Source organism: Corallococcus sp. bb12-1, from assembly GCF_026626765.1.
Taxonomy (GTDB): domain Bacteria; phylum Myxococcota; class Myxococcia; order Myxococcales; family Myxococcaceae; genus Corallococcus; species Corallococcus terminator.
On sequence record NZ_JAPNJZ010000037.1, the window covers coordinates 139,354 to 158,695 of the forward strand.

General features: G+C 68.6%; 11 protein-coding genes. 9 read left to right on the forward strand and 2 right to left on the reverse strand.

Annotated features, from left to right (window positions below; all coding sequences use genetic code 11):
* From OV208_RS41075 to OV208_RS41100, 6 genes are all read left to right on the forward strand, one after another.
* On the forward strand, window positions 1-339 hold the full coding sequence (locus OV208_RS41075) for a hypothetical protein (RefSeq protein WP_267579437.1): 339 nt from the start codon (window positions 1-3) through the stop codon (window positions 337-339).
* Window positions 336-992 carry a dTMP kinase gene (gene tmk, locus OV208_RS41080; protein WP_267579438.1) on the forward strand — a complete coding sequence of 219 codons (657 nt, stop codon included), beginning with the start codon at window positions 336-338 and terminating at the stop codon, window positions 990-992. Before OV208_RS41075 ends, tmk begins: the two co-directional genes overlap by 4 nt.
* A gap of 424 nt (window positions 993-1,416) precedes the next feature.
* Window positions 1,417-2,427, forward strand: a complete 1,011-nt coding sequence (locus OV208_RS41085; protein WP_267579439.1) for a DUF2169 family type VI secretion system accessory protein — start codon at window positions 1,417-1,419, stop codon at window positions 2,425-2,427.
* The gene (locus OV208_RS41090; protein ID WP_267579440.1) at window positions 2,424-3,473 is read left to right on the forward strand and encodes a hypothetical protein; all 1,050 of its coding nucleotides are present in this window, start codon (window positions 2,424-2,426) and stop codon (window positions 3,471-3,473) included. Before OV208_RS41085 ends, OV208_RS41090 begins: the two co-directional genes overlap by 4 nt.
* 15 nt (window positions 3,474-3,488) lie before the next feature.
* Window positions 3,489-4,703, forward strand: coding sequence for a DUF4150 domain-containing protein (locus OV208_RS41095; RefSeq protein ID WP_267579441.1), 1,215 nt, complete (start codon window positions 3,489-3,491; stop codon window positions 4,701-4,703).
* Entirely contained in the window at window positions 4,691-5,458 is a 768-nt protein-coding gene (locus OV208_RS41100; protein ID WP_267579442.1) for an SMI1/KNR4 family protein, read from the forward strand. Before OV208_RS41095 ends, OV208_RS41100 begins: the two co-directional genes overlap by 13 nt.
* A 159-nt stretch (window positions 5,459-5,617) precedes the next feature.
* Here the strand turns inward: OV208_RS41100 and OV208_RS41105 are convergent, their stop codons facing one another.
* Window positions 5,618-6,574: an AMP-binding protein gene (locus OV208_RS41105; RefSeq protein WP_267579443.1), complete on the reverse strand. Its 957-nt coding sequence runs from the start codon at window positions 6,572-6,574 to the stop codon at window positions 5,618-5,620.
* Between the two features lie 138 nt (window positions 6,575-6,712).
* On the opposite strand from OV208_RS41105, the gene OV208_RS41110 reads away from it, so the two are divergent.
* Window positions 6,713-7,450: a competence/damage-inducible protein A gene (locus OV208_RS41110; protein WP_267579444.1), complete on the forward strand. Its 738-nt coding sequence runs from the start codon at window positions 6,713-6,715 to the stop codon at window positions 7,448-7,450.
* A 21-nt stretch (window positions 7,451-7,471) separates the two neighbouring features.
* Here the strand turns inward: OV208_RS41110 and OV208_RS41115 are convergent, their stop codons facing one another.
* On the reverse strand, window positions 7,472-12,538 hold the full coding sequence (locus tag OV208_RS41115) for a tetratricopeptide repeat protein (protein WP_267579445.1): 5,067 nt from the start codon (window positions 12,536-12,538) through the stop codon (window positions 7,472-7,474).
* A gap of 218 nt (window positions 12,539-12,756) precedes the next feature.
* Between OV208_RS41115 and OV208_RS41120 the strand changes: the two genes are divergently transcribed.
* Together OV208_RS41120 and OV208_RS41125 are read left to right on the forward strand one after the other, a co-directional pair.
* The gene (locus OV208_RS41120) at window positions 12,757-13,839 is read left to right on the forward strand and encodes a hypothetical protein (RefSeq protein ID WP_267579446.1); all 1,083 of its coding nucleotides are present in this window, start codon (window positions 12,757-12,759) and stop codon (window positions 13,837-13,839) included.
* 108 nt (window positions 13,840-13,947) lie between these two features.
* A complete protein-coding gene (locus OV208_RS41125) occupies window positions 13,948-19,335 on the forward strand; it encodes a type I polyketide synthase (RefSeq protein WP_267579447.1) in 5,388 nt (1,795 codons plus the stop codon).
* Window positions 19,336-19,342: the final 7 nt, after the last annotated feature.

The following is a 19,342-nucleotide window of genomic DNA, read 5'->3' on the forward strand; positions in this document are numbered from 1 at the left end:
GTGAGCGCAGACCATCAGGAAAAGCGGGCCCGGTTCGACCAGCTGCAGGAAAGCCTGGCGACCCGGCAGAGCACGACGCACTTCACCCATGCGGGCATCTCCGTCATCGCCTTCATGCTGATTTCAGGCGCGGCCGGGAAGCTGTTCTACGACTCGCTGCGCACGCCGTATCTGGCCTGGGGCACGGCGCTGCTGGCGCTGGGGCTCCTGGTGTATGGCTACGTGAGCTACCGCAAGGGTCGAGTGGTGCTGGACGACGAGCTCAAGCGCTACGAGACGCTGCTGGCGCTGCGCCACGAGCTGCACCTGGACAACCCCGCCGCGCTGCTTCCCCGGTGAGCGCCGCGAAGAAGGTGTCACGCCCGGGGCGGTTCATCGTCCTGGAGGGCCTGGATGGCGCGGGCACCACCACGCAGACGGAGCGGCTGGCCGCGGCGCTGCGCGCGGACGGGCACGGCGTGGTGACGACGCGCGAGCCCTCCGACGGGCCCGTGGGCACGATGTTGCGCCAGGCCCTCACGGGGCGCCTGGGATTGCCGCAGGGACGCGGGCCGCTGGCGCCGGAGACCCTGGCGCTGCTGTTCGCGGCGGACCGCACGGACCACCTGCACGCGCGGGTGTTGCCGGCGCTGGAGGAGGGCAAGGTCGTGCTGTGTGACCGCTACGTGCTGTCCTCGCTGGCGTACCAGGGCGCGAGCCTGCCCATGGCGTGGGTGGACACGGTGAACGCGCACGCGGTGTCGCCGGACCTGACGCTGTTCGTGGGCGTGGATCCGAAGGTCGCGGCGAAGCGCCGGGCCGTGCGCGGTGGCCCCGCGGAGCTGTTCGAAGCGGACGAGGCCCAGCGGAGAATCGCGAAGCAGTACCTGAAGGCCATCACGCTCCGGGAGAAGCGGGAGCGCATCGTGCGCATCGACGGGGAGCTGTCCGTGGCGGCGGTGACGGATGCGTGCCTGACGGAAGTGCGGCGGGTGCTCGCGCGCAAGCGCTGAGCCTACGCCTCCTGCGCCACCACAACCGTGGAGAGGGGGCCGTGGAGCCTCGCGAGCAAACCGCAGCCGTACCAAGACTTCTGCCAGTTCGATACGCCCGCCTTCGGCGAGCCGCGCCCAGAGTGCCGTGGAGACACGCGGCGGGCCCCTGACGGCAGCGCACGCAGGAGCATCTTCCCCATCCCACATGGCCGCGAGGGGTTTCCAATCTAGAATACGATGACAGCGCTCTGAAGGGGGGCAAGGGCCATCCTGGATGGCATTGGGCTCCAGCGGGGGGCGATGAGGGGCTCGCGCGGTTCCTCTCGAAGTCCGCCAGCAGCATTTGGGTGCTCTCAACCGAAGCGTCCCCTGATTGAGAGAGACGCCTCACTGCTCGCCCTATGGATTGACGCGTCTGTCAGGGACTTCCTATGCTGACAGGATGTGGGCCTTGAAGAACCAGACGCCCTACGCTGTGGGGCGAAACTGGACCCGGGATAAGCACGGCATGCATTGGTGGATCGTTGCCGTCAAGGCAACCTTCGATATCTCACCAGCTGGGCGACTCAGGCTGGCGGATGATCAACCGCCGCCAGTGCTTGCACCTGAATACTTTGGCGAGCCAGGCAGGTCGAGTTTGCTCTACGATTCGGAACTCCTCGCGGCGAAGCCGGGCACGGACATCCTGGTGCACGCACACGCACATGCTCCCGGCGGGAGGTCGGCTCCGATGGTGCCGGTCGCGCTCCGTGTTGGGCCACTGCGTAAGGAGTTGCTCGTCCACGGAGATCGCACCTACGAGCGGGGGCTGCTCGGCGTGGTGCCAACCCGGCCACAGCCATTCACCCTGCGTCCCATTCGCTATGAATTTGCGTTCGGGGGGATGGACCTGTTCGACCCTGATCCTCGTCATCAGGGCCTGGATGACCGAAACCCCCTTGGACGGGGCTTTGCCCGTCGAGGGGCTCACCTGGTGGAACGGCCGGCTCACTCCATCGAATATCCCCGTGGCGCCCCGGCAGAGATGGGGCCCGCAGGATTCGGACCGATTGATGCTTCGTGGATGCCGCGGCGCAAGCTGGCGGGGACGTACGACGCATGGTGGGAGCAGTCGAAGAAGCCGCTGTTGCCGGATGACTACGACCCCACCTTCGCGCTCAGTGCGCCCACGGACCAGCGGACCGAGAAGCCGCTCATTGGCGGAGAGCGTGTCGAGCTGTTGAACATGACTCCCGACGGCGTCTCGCGCTTCGAGCTGCCACACATCTCACTTGGATTTACCACCCGCATCCTCTCGCGGCGCGAGCAGCACGGCGCACGCTTGGTGACGGTGCTCATGGCGCCGGAAGAACGGCGCCTGTCTTTAGTGTGGCAGTCCGTGTTGCGAGTTTCCTCTTTGGAGGCGGACTATCTTGATGAAACGGAAATCATTGAGCCGAGGCGCGCGAAATGAATGCACACGTCGAGGTGGTGGCTGTCGGTGCGCGAACACCTGTCGGGCTCACTGCCGCAGGCAGCGCCGCTGCCGTGCGCGCTGGCATCTCACGCTGCGCCGAGTACCCGTTCATCGACCTGCGCGGCGAGCAGGTCGTGGTCGCTGCCGACGCACTGCTGGAGACCTCGCTTGAGGGGCGGGACCGTCTCCTGCCCATGGCCGAGAGCGTGCTCGATGAGCTGGAGTCCCGACTGGGAGAGAAGATTCTCTATGGAGGCCGGCTTACCCTGCTGCTCGCACTTCCGGAAGTCCGCCCAGGATTCTCCGAAAGCGATGCGTCCTGGGTTGTCCAGTCCCTGGAGGCGCGCCTCCGGGGGAAGACGTCCAATGTTCGCGTCGAGCTTGCCGGGCGCGGGCATTCCGGAGCGCTCAGGGCGGTCGAGCAGGTGATGAAGGAGTGTACTGAAGGCCGGGACAACCTGTTCCTGGTGGTGGGGGCGGACAGCTACCACCACTCGGAGACGTTCATGTGGCTGGAGCGAAATCGCCGGTTCGCGCAGCCGGGGGTCCGCAGCGGATTCATTCCTGGAGAGGGGGCGGGAGGGCTCGCGCTGATGAGTGCGGGGTTGCGCCGTCGCCTGGGCCTTCCCCGACTGGCCATCGTGCGCGGGGTGTGCACGGCACAGGAGGAGCGCCTGCGCGATAGCGATACAGGCTCTTTCGGTGTCGGAATGACTCAGGCTGTGCGGGGGGCCCTCGCGGGGCTCGACCCGACCCAGGAGTGTGTGGACACCGTGTACGCGGACATCAATGGCGAGCGTTACCGAAGCGAGGAATGGGCCTTTGTCGCGCTGCGAGCGCCGCAGGGATGGAAAACTTCTGGATACAAGGCCCCGAGTGACTGCTGGGGCGACATGGGTGCCGCATTTGGGGCGCTCGGAGGCGTGCTGGCGGTCCAGGCGTTCGCACGGAGGTACGCGCGAGGCCCGCGTGCGCTGGTGATGGCAGGCTCTGATTCCGGGCTACGGGGGGCGATGCTCCTGCAGGCTCCGCAGGATCCATGAGAGGGGGAAGTCCCAATGGCGAAAGTGTCAGTGAATGCTCCAAAGACCCCGGTCACCGAGGGGAGCAGCGGGGCTGCCGCAGCGACGCTGCCCAATGTCTGCAAGATGCCAGGGCCCCCTGCGCCGTTTGTACCGATGCCGCTACCCAACATCGGCAAGAGCGGATCGGACCCGAAGAACTACTCAAAGAGCGTGACGATTGAGGGAAAGAAGGTGGCCATCCGGGGAGCCACCTTCGGTTCGATGGGGGACGTGGCCAGCAAGGGGACTGGGGGCGGGATTGTCTCCGCCAATGTAGAGGGCCCGACGAGCTTCGCGGGCCCTGGATCCATGGATGTGAAGATCGAAGGGAAGAACGTCCAATTGTTGGGTGACCCCATGCTCAACAACTGCGGACCGAGCGGCAGCCCGGCCAACTCGGCGACGCTGATGGGCGTCATTCAGGTCCCCGGCAGGATGCTCACGGCCGTCACGGGGGAGAAGGAGTGCCCTCTCTGCGATGAAAAGCATCAATCCAATGGCGCGCTGAATGAGACAGACGCGACAAGGGAGGATGCCAAGGCACTGGCGAAGGCGCTTGCCAAGAACAACAAGGGGCCTGACCAAACCCGGAAGTTCCCCTCGTCGAGAACTGAAACAGGAAGAATGCTTGGAGTGGTCCGGTGCGTGTGCAGCCAGCGTTATGCGGATCACTCAAGCAGGACGGAAAAGGTATTCCGCGAGATCGTCAAGGATGACCTCAAATGGCATGCCCCTGCGGATGGTGGCCTCGACATTTCGATCGTCCGCAAGAATATAGGGACAGGACAGAGCGAGAACGTTAAAATCAAAAAGGTCAAAGCATTCATCAATAAAGTCTGCGAGAGACAGGGCCAGGATCCAAGTCGAGTGGATGCAGCATGGAATCGGGCCGCTCGCCTCCATGAAAATTGGCTTCTGGATACAACACAGCCAGCGCACTATCCCCCAGGAAGCTGTGCTGGCCCCAAGGCACTCGTGCTTGCAGTCGATCATGGGGCTTCTGTCAGTGGGCTCACCGAGCGGTGGTTCCATAGCGCCGGCCAGCGGACCGACGGGAGAGTCGAGTACCTCAGGAGTGACCGGAGTGAGCCGACTCTCGGCTCCTTTGGCCACGGAGAAAGTGTCCCACCCTGCGGAACGTGCAATATCATTCTGCCTCTGATGCTCTGCACCAAAGGCAAGGCAGAGGACAATAAATGTCAGCACTAGAGCAAGAGGCAGAGGTCGCGCTGGAGGCGTTGCTCCTGAGAGTCGTGCCTGGGCTCGCGGAGCTGTGGAAGGGCTCCACGCCCGATGCCATTGCGCAAGTCGAGAAGATAGCAGGCCGTCCCTTGCCGTCCTTCTATCGCTGGTTCCTCACCCGCATGGGGCAAAGCATGGGACCTCTGGCGTATCCTACGCTCGATTTTTCGACACAACGAGTGCTCGACTGCCATGCCAGGGGCTGGGTTGAGCCTCATCCACGGCTCTTGCTGATTGCGTATGACTCCAATGGCATGATGCCCATGCCCCTCTTCTATGACCTTGATGCACCGGCACGTGGCGATGCGCTGGTAGCGTCAAAAGAGGAGGGAGCCGATGAGGATGACCTCTACGAGAAGTTCGAGACTTTGCGCGAGATGCTGGCATGGGGCGCGCTTTCCAGATTTCGACTTCGGAAGATGCCTCAGACGTGCAACGGCACCTTCTCTGGGGACTCCCCCGACCTTCTCGCACTCATCGAGCCGGTGATGAGCAGCCTGGGGTTCACGCAGCCGATTCCCACTGGGCCTTACTGCGGCCTCTATGAGCGCGACAATGCAGTGATGATCTGTATGGGGATGCCAAGACACGGAGCCGACATGTCACGCTCCTTCGAATTTGGAGCCACCAACGCTGGAGTCCTCAGAAAGGTCCTGGGCGAAATCGCAGCAGCGTCCTTGCTGGATCTCCGAGTCGATGAGTGGTTTCCGGCGTCCACGTGAAACGCCGAGGCAGGTGCCTGGGCTGTGACCGAGAACGCGATCGGTTTCCTTCTCCTGCGGCCGCGAACATGGACATGTGGTGCTGTGAGCCACATGCGGGGCGAATCGAGGGCAATTCAAGCCAGGGATGGCTGCGTTCTTCTGAGACACCCGAGGACATCAGGCGGTCCGCGCGACGACCCGGAAGCCCCGCATGAGCGCCCACAGCAGCTCCAGCATGGAGCTGTCACGGGCCAGGCGGGGAACCGCCAGCCACGTGCCCATGGGCGCGTTGCCCATGCGTGAATCCATGGTGCCGAAGAACCGGGCCACGTCCGTGTGCGACACCCTCACGCCCGCGAGGCTCCCGCCATCACCCGCCGGGTAGAGGACGGAGGCGAGGTCCTCCGGCGTCGTGCCCGCGCGCGGAGGCCCGAGCACTCCCAGTTCGAACGCCTCCTCCGAGTCCACGAAGACGGTGCGCACGCCCTCCGCCGTCAGGGCGCTGTCCCGGTGGGACTGCGTGACGAGCACCCGAGCTCCCGAGTCCTCCAGCACCGAGGCCCACATGGCGCGCGGGGCGTCCGGGTCCAGCGCGATGCAGACCCCGCCGGCCTTGAGGATGCCGAGCATCGCCACCACCATCCCGGCGCAGCGCTCCACGCTCAGGCCCACGCGCACCTCCGGCGCCACGCCCTGCTCACGCAGATGCCACGCCAGCGCGTCGCTGCGCGCGTCCAGCTCCGCGTAGGTGAGCGTCTCGTCGTCACCCGCCACCGCCACGGCGTCCGGCGTGCGGGCCACCTGCGCGCGGAACTGCGCGGGAAGGCAGCGGGCGTCGTCCGGGGAAGGGACCTCCGCCGGCTCGCTCCAGTCGGTGTGGGTCGCCTGCTCCAGCTCATGGCACGGCATCAGGACCCGTTCATCCTCCGAGCCCGCCTGCAACCGCGCCCCCAGCGCCTGGGCCCGGGCCTCCAGGTGCGCGAAGCTCCACTCCTCCGTGGTGCTCTCCGCGTCCCCCGTCTCCTGGAACCAGTAGAGCCGCGCGGCGCCCTGCTTTTCAGCGCGCGGGCAGAGGAGATCGACGAGGCTCGAAGTCAAGCCGAAGTTGTTCTCGCTGCCATCTGCTGAATTCATGGAAAATCACCTTAGCACGGAAAAGTCCTGATTGCTCGCGACCCTCTCATGCGGGGCTGACATTCCTGGTGCCGGGGTGGGATGGACAACCGTGCGCGGCCACCGTGAGGGGTCCGATGGGGTAGAGTCCGGCGCTCCATGGAGCGCACCGGCGCGGCGGCGATCATCATCGGCAACGAGGTCCTCACCGCGAAGGTGAAGGACGAGAACGGGCCCCACCTCATCCAGCGCCTGCGCGAGCTGGGCATCCCGCTGCGCTCGGTGGAGACCATCCTGGACGACGTGGACGCCATCGTGGACGCGGTGGCGCGAGCCCGGCGGCGGGCCCGCTACGTCTTCACCAGCGGCGGCATTGGCCCTACCCACGACGACGTCACGGTGCGCGCGGTGGCGCTCGCGCTGGGCCGCTCCGTGGTGCGCCTGCCGGAGATGGTCTCCGCGCTGCACGCCCGCGCGGGCAACACGCCGGTGACGCCGGAGGGCCTGCGGCTGGCGGACGCGCCCGAGGGCACGGTGCTGCTGGCCCAGCCGGGGATGTGGTTCCCGGTGCTGACGGTGGACGACATCTACCTGCTGCCCGGGGTCCCGCAGCTCTTCCGGTTGCAACTGGAGACGGTGCTCTCACGGCTGAGCGGCACGCCGGTGCACCTGGTCAGCCTGTTCTTCAACCTGGGCGAGAGTGCCCTGGCGGGAGTGTTGGATCGCGTGGCGCTGGACATGCCCCACGTGGCCATCGGCTCGTATCCGGTGTTCGACGCGAGCATGGACTACCGGGTGAAGGTGACGGTGGAAGCCCCGGAGCGGGCCCACGTGGATGACGCCGTGGGTCGCATGCTCGGGGCACTCCCGACGGACGCGCTGGTCCGCCGGGAGTAGTCGGCACCGCCGGTTCGGAAGCTACAGCGACAGGCCCATCCGCTGACGCAGGCGGTAGAAGTCGTCGGTGAGCATCCACGTGAGCAGGGCGCGCAGGTCGGCGCGCTCGCGCACCGCCTGGAGGATGGGTTCGGAGCCCTCCTGGCGGTTCGTCGGGATGTTCGGATCCTCGCGCAGCACCATGGTGAGGCCCACGGACGGGTCCCCGCACACCAGCAGGCCCGCGCGGTCGGCGGAGAAGTTGAGCGCGTCCACCACGGACGCCACGTCCAGCTTCGGCTGTTCGGCCAGCGTCTGCGCGGGGCCTTCCAGGGCCTTGAGCGCCTTGCGCGAGAACGCCTTCTTGAGCTGCTTCGTGGTGTCGTCGTTGCGCCGGCCCAGGCCGTTGAACTGCGGCGCGTGGATGCGGATGGCATTGCCGAACAGGTCGGATGTCTCGCCGTCGGACAGCTTGGCGAGCACGGCCGTCTTGTTGAGCAGGCCCAGCACTGCCTTGCCGATGAGGAACTTCTGCTCGCGGGCATTGAAGCGGCGCACCACGTCCTGGCCCACGCAGAGGGACAGGGGCTCCGTCGTCTCCAACTGCATCATCCCGCGGCGGGCGAGGTAGACCTCGAACTCCTCCACGCCGAAGTTCTGCGCCACCACGCGCACGGCCTTGAACACGGCCGAGTCCGGCTTGAGCTTGTCTGTCTTCGGGTTGACCCCGAGCATCTCGAACTGTGGCGGGTAGACCTTGCTGAGCTGGTCGCCCACGGCGCGCAAGAGCTCCGTCATCTGCCCGCGAGCGGCCGGGTGCATCAACACCGTGTCCACGTCCGTCTGGCTCAGGCCCTCGCGAGGCTCCTGCGGCTGCCGGGCGCGGCCCTCCGTATAGAACGACTGCTCCACCTCGTTGGTGGCGCGCATGAACGTGAGCACCGCCGAGATGGCGAACGCCTTGTCCTGCTGCTTCTGCGCCTCCCACAGCTTGAACAGCGCGTGCAGGCTCTCCACGCGGCCCGGATCCTGGCGCAGCAGCTGCCGGTGCTCCTCGATGGCCAGCGGGTAGCTGTTGGTGTCGCGGCCGTACAGCTCCGCCAGCGCGGCGCGGGCCTGGGTGTTCTGCGCATCCTGTTCGACGACCTGGCGGTAGATGGCCGTCGCGCGAGCGGGCTCCGACAGGGGGCCGGCGTAGAGGCTCGCCACGCGCATGCGCAGGGACGCGGCGCGCTTGACGTCCGAGGCCACCGTGGCGGCGGCCTGGGCGTCCAGCATCTGCGCCAGCTCCGGCAGGTTGCGGGCCCGCTCGTAGAGGGCCACCAGCCGGTCCACCAGCGCGGGCTCGCCCGGCGTCAGCTCCAGCGCCTTGCGGTACAGCGCCGTGGCGGAGGCGGCATCACCCAGGCCTTCGTCGTGGATGCGCGCCAGCTCCACCGTGAAGCGCGCGCGGGCGTCGGTGGGCAGGTCCTGATCCAACAGCCGACGCAGGCAGTCCACCGCGCCGCCGAAGTTGCGGCCCTGCGCGTACACCGTGGCCAGCCGCTCCAGGGCTTCAGGGTGGCGGGGCAGGGTGGCCAGCGCCGTCTGGAGGTGCGCGGCCGCGCGGTTCAGGTCGTTCAGGTGCGTCTGGTAGAGGCCACCCAGGGTCAGGTGGTGCTGCGCGAGCACGCGAGGGTCGCCGCCCTGCTGCACGCGCTGGCTGAGCATCGCCGCGGCTTCGGCGTACTGCTGGCCTTCGAGCAGCAGCAGGCCGCGCGTCTCCAGGGCGTCGGGGAAGCCGGGCCGGGCGGCCAGGGCCTTCTCCAGCACCGCGAGCGCGCGGTTGCGGTCACCCAGGGCCACGTTGTGCAACCGGGCCGCGGTGACGTACGCCGCCGCCGCTGCTTCCGCGTCACGCTGCGCGAGCCGGGCCTCGGCGCGCCGTTCGTGCAGGGCCGCGAGGTCGGAGGAACCGCCGCGCTGCGCGAGCAGCTCCTCCAGGCCGGTGGCCGCGCCCGGGTGCAGCGGGTCGCGCTCCAGCGCCATGCGGTAGAGGGCCGCGCCGCCGTCCGGATCATTCAGCTTCTGGACCGCGAGCTTCGCGGCGGCGACGAACCCTTCGATGGCGCCCTTGGCATCGCGGCTCGCCTTGGCCTCGGTCTCCAGCATGGTGCGCGCGGTGGCGAAGTCGGAGCGGCGCAGGGCCACGCGGCGAGCCCCCTGGAGCGCGGGGAGGCACTGCGCCTGGAGCTCCAGCGCCTGATGGTAGAGGGCGGCGGCCTGCTCCAGGTTGCCGTTCTTGCCTTCGGCCAGCTCGGCGGCGCGGAGCAGCAGCTCCAGGGCCTCGGTGGGGTCGGTCGTCACGGCGAGCCGCATGGCGTACATGCGCGACAGACCGGCGGTGTCGCCCGTCTGGCGCAGCACGCGCTCCAGGCCGAACGCGAGGCGCGCGTCGCTGGGGTCCTCGTCGAAGGCGCGCTGGTACACGTCCAGGGTGCGCTCGGTGGGCGGGCCCTTCTCCTGATCCGCGGCGGCCAGCAGGCGCAGGGCGCTGGACAGGCGGGGGTCCGTCACGCGGTCCGCGATGCGGCTTCTCAGCTCGGCGCGGCGGGGGCGGTCCGACACGCGGATGCGCTCCAGCAGGGTGAGGGCGGAGAAGTTGCCCGGCTCCAGGCCCAGCACGGATTCGCAGCACTGCGCCGCGCGGGACGGCTCCTGGAAGCGGTCCAGGTAGAGCCGCGCGAGCTTCAGGTACGCGGTGACCTTGGCGGACGGCGTCTGGCCCACCTGCGTCTCGCGGTCGAGGATGGCGACCAGCTCCTTCACGTTGTCCTGCGTGACGTACAGGCGCTCCAGCGCGCGCAGCGTGGCGGCGTGGCCGGGCGTGAGGCGCAGCACTTCCTGGTAGCCGTCGATGGCCAGCTCCGGACGGGCGAGCTGGTCCTCCCAGATGGCGGCGGCCTGGTAGAGCGCGTTGGCGCGCTCCAGCGGGTCGGTGCGGTTGGCGGCGTCCGCGCGCAGCACCTCCACCAGGTTCTCCCACGCGCCGTGGGCCCGGTGGATGCGCGCGAGCGCACGCAGCGCCGGGAAGTAGCTGGGCGCCAGCATCAGCGCCTCCTGGTACGACGCGAGCGCCTCGTTCTCCTGCTTCAGGCGGTGCTCGTACAGCTCGCCAATCTTGTAGATGAGCGCGGCGGCCTGGTCGGTGGAGGTGGAGATCTCCGACTCGGCCCGGTACATGTCGATGAGCTTCTCCCAGCGGGCGTCCTGCGCGTACAGCCGGCCCAGGGCCTTGAGCGCGGGGAGGTACGAGGGCGACAGCGCGAGCACGCGTTCGTACGCGCTGATGGCGCCCACGCGGTCCTTGAGGTGCTCATCGAGGATTTCGGCGTTGCGGTGCAGCAGCGACAGGACCTGCTTGGTGTCGCCGGCGAAGGACGCCTCCAGGTCGTTGGTCTCCAGGAGTTCGCGGTAGCGCCCGGCGCGCTCGTAGAGGCGGGCCAGGTTGCGCAGGGTGGGCAGGTGATCCGACGCGAGATCGAGGATGCGCTTCATGCACTCGATGGCGTGGTCCAGGTCTCCCAGACGGTCTTCGTAGATGACCGCCATCTTGTTGAGGGTGGTGATGAGCTGATCGCGGTCGTTGGTCTGGAGCAGGTCCTGCTCGAACATCGACACGAGCTCGGCGAAGCGGCCCTGGCGCTCGTAGAGGCGGGTGAGGGCCTTCTGCGCGGGGAGGTAGCCGGGCTGGAGCTGGAGGCACGCGTTGTAGCGCGCGATGGCGTCCTCCGGGCGGCCCAGGCGCTCTTCCAGAATCTCGGCCGCCTTGTACATGCGCGCGGCCTTGCCCTTGGCGTCCTCGGCGGCGGTGACCTCCGCGTCGAAGACGACGACGAGGCCTTCCCAGTTCTTCATCCGGTAGGACAGCTTGCCCAGGCCCGCGAGCGCGGCGGCATGGCTGGGGATGCGGGCGAGGATGGCCTGGTAGCGGGCGGCGGCCTCCTGGTCGCGCTTGAGGTCGTCCTCGTACAGCGCGGCGAGGCGCAGGTTGATGGCGACCAGTTCGCTCTCGTCGTTGATGGAGCCCACCCACGCGAGCAGCACGTCCGCCAGCTCCTCGAAGCGGCCCTGCGTCTCGTAGATGCCGGCGAGCGCGGAGAGGACGAGCGGTTCGTGGGGGCTCACGCGGCGCGCGGCGAGCAGCGCGGACAGGGCATCGTCCTTGCGGCCCAGGCGGTCGTGGACCTTGGCGATGTGGAGGTAGGCGGGAGCGCCCTGGGAGCCCTGGCCCTCGGCCTCGGCGAAGAGGGCGGCGAGCAGCTCGTCGGTGCGGCCATCGCGTTCGGCGACGCGCTTGACGGCGGCCTGGAGCAGCGGGTCGGAGCGGTCGAGCGCGAACGCCTCGCGGAACACGACGGCGGCGGCGTCCTTGTTCTTGAGGCGCTCCTCCAGGAGCATGCCCGCGGCGGTGAGGTAGTGCGCGCGCAGGCCCGGCGGAACGACGGCGGCGGCGAGCAACTGGTAGATCTCCACCAGGGCCGCGGCGTCATTGCGCGTGGCGTAGACGGATTCGAGCTGGGTGAGGAGGGTGATGTCGGTGGGCTTGCGGTCCAGGGCCTGGCGCAGGGCATCCGCGGCGTCGTTGTCGCGGGACAGGCGCTCTTCGAGGATGGAGCCCTTCTCGAAGAGGAGGGAGGCCTGGAGGCGGGCATCGTCGGAGGCGATGAGCTCCGCGTCGATGAGCTGGACGACCATCTGCCAGTTGCCGACGTCGGCGAAGAGGCGACGGGCGGCGCGGATGTTGGCGAGGAAGCGAGGCGCCAGCTTGTAGGCGTTCTGGAACGCGACGGCGGCGTTGCGGGGATTCTTGAGCGGCTCTTCCCAGAGCAGGCCCACCTCATGGAAGAGGAGGGCGGCCGTCTGCGGTTCGGTGGTGGCGAGCGCCTTGGCCTCGCGCTCCATGGAAGCGATGCGCTCGCGGGCATCGTCCTCGGCGCTGGCGGTGGGGGCGGGGAGGGTGGTCACGTTCTGGGCGAGTGCCTCGGTCGCGCCGGCCTGTTCGTGGGCTCCGGGGGGAGCCACCGGGGCGGGGGACGAAGGCCGCGTGACGTCATTGCGCTCGCTCATGGAAGCCGGCTCCAGAAACAGAAGTTGTCGAGGGGAACTGAACGGGAGTTCGTACCACGCGCTCGGCCGGCCCCTCAACTTCCCGTCTTTCCTGATGATTTGAGTGCCGGAAGGCTGGGCGGACGGGCAGGCGGGCGGTGCCAGCGCGAGGCGCGCGGGCTGCTGGGACGCGCTGTGTTGCCCGGGGCGGGAGGGGCGTGGTTGGCTCCCTGCTCCCCGTGAGCCCACCGCAGACCGATCCGCCGATTCCCATCGCCGCGAAGAGCCGGCAGTCGTTGGAGCAGTACATCGGGCTCTGCGAGTCGCTGGGTCGCTATCAGGTGCAGGACGTGCTGGTGGTGCGCAGCTACGCGGGGGACCTCCAGTTGTGGGTCAACCCGTCGTATCCGGACTACCGCAAGGCGTGGGTGAGCGCGTTCGGAGCGGTGCCGACGGGGCACGACGTGGACCACGTGTACTCGAAGGCCCGGGGCGTGCTGTACGGGTACGGCTACGTGCGGCTGGCGCTGGTGGACGGAGGCATCAACAAGGGCAGCGGCACGTTCGAGAAGCTGATGGGGCAGGTGTACCAGGAGAACGTGAGCCAGGGCTTCGCGATGCAGCCCCCGGAGATCCGGTACGCGGACGACGTGCAGGAATTGAAGTTGAAGCACGTGTCGTTCAAGCCGCGCCAGAAGTACGCGGAGAGCACGAAGCCAGGGCAGGCGATTTTGGGAGGCACGAGGCTGACGGGAACCACGAAGCCCCTGACGCCCCTGGCGCAGCGGGTGGTGATGCCCCTGGCGACACCGACACCGCGGAATGTGGCCACGCCGAAGCCGCTGGTGACGCCGAAGCCAGTGACGCCGCTGGTGCCGAAGCGTCAGCTCCAGGTGACGGCAGTGACGGTGCACCGGACGGGCAGTGAGGTCCGTGTCACCACCGCGCCGAAGTCCTACGAGTGGTCCGGAGCGGTGGTGGAGTGGCTCATGAGCGCGCTCATCGCTTCCGTGAACTACAAGCGGACCCAGGAGGCGCTGGACAAGATCCTGGCGGGAGTGGAGTCGCACATCCCGAAGGACGGCGGCGTGCTGATCGCGACCGTGTACGAACAGCCGGGCAACGCGGCTCAGTACGGCTATTCGACGGAGCTGTTCCTGTACGCATACGTCATGGCGTACGGGGCGACGGCGCAGGAGGCGTACCAGCGCTATCAGCTGGACCTGGCGCTCCGGGGCGGCGCGACGTTGTCACCAGCGGCCCGGAAGTCCTGGACGAAGGTGGAGCACCACGTCTGGGTTCGCGCCGGCAGGCCCGGGTGAGCCCTCCCTCGACGTAGGCGGGGACCGCGGGTTCAAGGCCCCCGTGGTGTTCAGTCCGAATTATTTGCTACAGTCCCCTTGGATTTTTCCATGAGGCTAGGGGGGACCGTGGGTGAGGATTTCAGCACGCGGCGCGGCATGGTGCGGGGGCACCGGGGTCCGATTGCCATCGTCGGGATGTCGGGGCGTTTTCCGGGGGCCCGCGAGTTGGGGGCGTTCTGGGCGAACCTGAGCCAGGGGGTCGACTCGGTGACCGGGGGCCCCCGTGAGCGCTGGGGGCTGGACGCCTCCAGCGACAGTCCTTCAGCGCTTCGCGGGGGGTTCCTCGATGCTGTCGAGGACTTCGATCCAGGCTTCTTCGGTCTGTCTTCCAGGGACGCGGCGCGGATGGACCCCCAGCAGCGCCTGTTGCTGGAGCACTGCTGGATGGCCCTGGAGGACTCTGGCCTTCCCACCACGGGCGAGCGACGCAGGGCCGGCGTATTCATGGGCCTGCGTGCGTCGGACTACCCGTCTGGCCTCGATGGCGCCCATGAGGAACATCCCCGACTGCTGTCGGGCGATGACGCCTCGCAGTTGCTGGCCCGCGTGTCCCGGTTGCTCGGCCTCCAGGGTCCGGGGCTCGTGGTGGATGCCTCCTGTGCGTCCTCGCTCGTCGCCATCCACCTGGCTTGCGAGCAATTGTCGACAGGCTCCCTGGAGTGGGCGCTGGCGGGAGGGGCCTTCGTCATGGCCACCGCCCGGATGCATCGCGCGGCGCTCCATGCGGGGAGCGCGCCCCTCACCCCCCTGACGGAGGGTTTCGTTCCCGCCGAGGGCGTGGGCGTGGTGGTCCTCAAGCCCCTGGAGCGGGCGCTGGCTGACGGCGACCGTATCCATGGCGTCATCCGAGGCAGCGACACCGTCCAGGGCGGGCGGCTCCCGGGCGAGCCACCCTCCAATGATTCGCACTCCCGCTCCGACTTCATCCGCGCCGTCTACCAGCAGGCCGAAATCGAGCCGGAGACGGTCTCGTACCTGGAGGCACACGGCATTGGAGTCCGTCGCAGGGATGACGTGGAGCTCGAAGCCCTCTCACGGGTGTTCCCGTCGCGGACCGACCCCTGTTCCATCGGTTCGGTCGGGGGCAACGTGGGCCACGCTGCGGCGGCCGCGGGCATGGCCGGGCTGCTCAAGATCCTCCTCGCCTTCGAACACCGGCAGCTCCCCCCCTCGCTCCACTCCTTCGCGGAATCGGACCCCGCCCGCTTCGAGCGGACGCCCTTCCGGGTCCCCACGAAACCCTGCCCCTGGGTGGGGACGGAAGGGGCTCCGCGCCGGGCCGCCATCAGTGCCTTCAGCCCCAGCGGCACCGACTGCCACCTCATCCTGGAGGAGCCACCGCTGCCGCTGCCGCGCGCGGCCGACCCCGGACGGCCCGCGTATGTGTTCATCCTCTCCGCGCGGAGCGACGAGGCGTTGGGCCGGTTCGCCTCGGAGCTCATCGAGAGGCTGGGGCGCTCCCTGTCGGACGGCGACGCGCCACATCCGGGGGATGTCGCCTTCACCCTGGCGCGTGGGAGGGGCACGCTGGCGCGGCGCGCGGCCTTCGTCGCCTCGGATCTCCAGGAGTTCATTTCCCTCCTGACGCATTACCGGGACACGCCCGCGGCGCGACCGGGGCCGGGCCCGGGGCCGGGAGCGCTCTCTGATTCCTCCAGGAACCTGCTGCGTGAGATGAACGGGCGGCTGCTCCGGAGTCTGGACCTGGAGGCGCCGGGCGACGTCTGGCGCGAAACGCTCAAGGCCTCGGCCGAATTGTATGTGCTTGGCGTGGACCTGGAGCGGTCCGTCTTGTTTCCAGACGGGGTCTATCGATGTGTCGCCCTGCCCACCCATCCGTTCGCCCGGGAGCGTTGCTGGCTCCAGGGACCGGTCCCTCGGGCTTCGCTTCCGGCCGGCACCGTTCCTGTTCCGAGCGAGTCCCTGGCTCCGCGAAGTGTGGGGCCCGCGCCGGTTCCGGTGTCCGTCCCGACGGAGAGCCCCGACGAAGCGCCGTCCCCCGTCACGCTCCTCCCCGAGAACGCGCTCCTGCTCGAGAAGGGTTGGGGTGTCGTGGAAGAGCAGGCGCACCCAGCGGCCCTGGAGTTGGAAGGCACCCTGGTCGTGCTGGTCAACGAGGAGACCCTCGCGCTGGCGCAAGAGGCGCTCGCGTCCCTTCGCGACACCCGACTGTTCCTCATCGCGAACCGCGGAAACGCGTGCCCCGGCGTGCATGCCCTGCTCGACTTCGATCGCTACGAGGCCGGTGTCCGGCTGGGTGAGGAGCTCAACGCCCGTCGCGGACCGCTCGCGGGCATCATCGACCTCTCCGACCTGCGGACCGCTCCCCACGCGGAGGAAGAGGACGGCTCCAGGCGGATGGAGACGTTCGGCCGGATTGGCATGTTGCAGACGCTCCTGAAGCGCAGCCGGACCGAGTCCTTCGCGCTGCTGCACTTCACCCGGGGGCTGCGCACCTTCATGGGCTCCGGTGCGCTGGACCTCGGCGGTGGGGTGATGGCGGCCCTGGTGGGCAAGCTGGGGGCGGAGTACCCGGCATTGCATGCCCGCACCGTGGACCTGGAGAAGGTTCCGGACAGCGCGGTCGCGCTGGAGTCGTTGCTCCGCGAGGAACACGCCGACCAGGACTCCGGAGGCGAAGTCCTCCACCGCAGGGGCCGGCGCTACGTGCCTCGAATGCATACCCTGTTGAGCACGCCCGGTCCCGCGCCGCGCATGTCCTCCGAAAAGGTGTATGTCATCACGGGCGGCGTGCGTGGCATTGGCCTCGAGGTCGCCCGGCATCTGGTGTCCCGGGGGGCCCGGCGGCTGGTCCTCATGGGTTTGCAACCGTTGCCGCCCCAGGACCAATGGGATGCGCTCCTTGCGCAGGAGGGCTGCGCACCGGAGCTGCGGGAACGCCTTGCCCCCTTGCGTGCCCTGAGGGCCCGGGGCGTGCGCCTGCGGATCCACTGCGGAGCGCTGACGGACTTCGTGGCGTTGGAGGCGCTCTTCGGAGAGGTGCGTGCCTCGCTCGGTCCCATCGCGGGCTGCGTCCACTCCGCGGGCGCGGTCTTCTTCACTCCGCCTGCTTTCACCAGCAAGCCCGTGGGCCAACTGCTCCGGGTGCTCGAACCCAAGGTGGAGGGGCTGCTCACGCTCGAGCGCGCACTCGCCAGGGATCCGCTGGAGTTCTTCGTCCTCTTCTCCTCGGTTTCGGCCCTGGCTCCGTCGTTGGCTGTGGGCCTGCTGGACTACTCGGCCGCCAACGAGTTCATGAACCTGTGGGTCGAACACCGGCGCGCCGCGGGCCGGGTCTCCCATCAGTCCATCCTCTGGCCCAACTGGAAGGACGTGGGCATGGGCGAGGTGAAGAGCCCCGCCTATCAGGCGCTGGGCCTGGCGGCGCACTCCACCGCGGATGGCCTGGCCCTGCTGGACGCCACGCTCGCCTCCGGGCGTGCCGTGCTCCTGCCTGCCATTGTCGAGCCGAACCTTTTTTCTCCTGACGACCTGCTGCGGTCGCGCAACCGGTCGCCTCCCGTCCGCGACCTGCCGCGCGCGAGCCCTCCGGCCGCCCCCCCTTCGCCGGAGCTGCCAGCCCCGGTGGTTCCGAGGGTGGCGCCAGCGTCCGCTTCGCGAATCTCCTCGGGACAGGAGCTGCTCGCCTTCACCACGCGGTGGCTTCGCCAGTTGTTCGCGAAAGAGCTCCAGGTGCCTCAGGAGCAGATTGCTTCCGATGCGGACTTCGAGACCCTGGGCCTGGACTCCATTCTCGTCATCGAAGTGGTGATGAAACTGGATGAGTGGTTGGGCGTGAAACTCGACCCTTCACTCCCCCTGCTGCACCGGACCCTGACGGAGCTCGGGGGACATCTCGTGGAGGCGTATCCCGAGGCCGTCCTGGAGGCCCATGCGCGCAGCGTGCCCTCCGTGGCCGTCCCCCTGGAGTCCGAGCGCCTCGCGCGGAAGCCGGAGCCCGTGGCGCCGCCGCTCCCGGCGCCAACCCCCCCGGTGCCCCAGCCCCCGCCTTCCGCCGGAGGCCTGGAGCCCATCGCCGTGATTGGCATGGCCTGTCATTTCCCGGGCTCGACCGACCTGGAGGCCTATTGGCGGGTGCTGCGGGAAGGGCGCGACCTCATCACCGAGGTGCCTGCGTCGCGCTGGCGGATCGCGGACTTCCATTCCCCCACCCATCAGCCCGGCCGGAGCATCGGCAGGTGGGGTGGCTTCATCGAGGGAATCGAACTCTTCGATCCGGACTACTTCCAGATCGCCCGGGCGGACGCTCCCTGCATCGATCCCCTGATGCGGCAGTTCCTGGAGGTCAGCGTCCAGGGTCTCCGGCACGCGGGGTATGCGCCACGCGAGGTGGCGGGCAGACGCGTGGGCGTGTTCGTCGGCTCGCGGATGAGTGGCTATTCCGCGCGCATGCCGGCGCCCACCCGCAATGGTGTCATTGGCTCGGGACAGAACTTCATCGCCGCCCACGTGTCCCATTTCCTCGACCTGAAGGGACCGGGCCTGGTGGTGGACACCGCGTGCTCCTCCTCGCTCGTCGCCATCCACCTGGCCTGCCAGAGCTTGCGCTCGGGGGAGTCCGAGCTGGCGCTGGCGGGAGGCGTGGACATCCTGCTCGATGAGGCCGTCTACCTGACGCTCAGCGAAAGCCGCGCGCTGTCCCGCGATGGCCGGTGCAAGACCTTCGACGAGAAGGCGGATGGCTTCGTGCCCGGTGAAGGCGCGGGCGTCGTCCTGCTCAAGCCGCTCCGCAAGGCCCTGGCCGACGGCGACCGCATCTACGGCGTCATCGACGCGACCGCCGTCAACAATGATGGACACACCATGGGGGCCACCACCCCCAACCCCGCGGGGCAGCGCGCCGTCATCGAGGAGGCCCTGCGCCAGGGCCGCGTCGATCCCCGGACGCTCGGCTACGTGGAGGCGCACGGCACCGGGACCATGCTCGGGGATCCCATCGAGCTCAAGTCTCTCACGGAGGTGCTCGCCCCGGCGGGGGTGCCCCCGGGCTCCTGCGCGGTGGGCACCGTCAAGAGCAACTTCGGGCACCTGCTGAGCGCGGCGGGCGTCGCGGGCTTCATCAAGGTGGTGCTCTCCTTGATGCATCGCGAACTGCCCCCCACGCTGCATTGCACGACGCCCAACCCGCGCTTCCACTTCGAGTCCTCGCCGCTCTTCCCCAACACCCGACTCCGGCCGTGGGAGCCGCGCGGCGGAGTGCGCCGGGCAGGACTCAGCGCGTTTGGCTTTGGCGGGACCAACGCGCATGCGCTCGTGAGCGAGGCACCCGACGAGCAGCAGCCCGTGCGCGCGCCCCTGTCTCCCGTGGTCTTCAACCGCCAGCGCTACTGGTTGGAGGCTTTGTCCCGGCGGGCCGCGCCCGTCCAGGAGCCGCCCGGGGAGTCCACCCCCCGGCGGAAGCTCGCCGCGCTGGAGTTCGGCGCGACGGGCTGACGTGGGG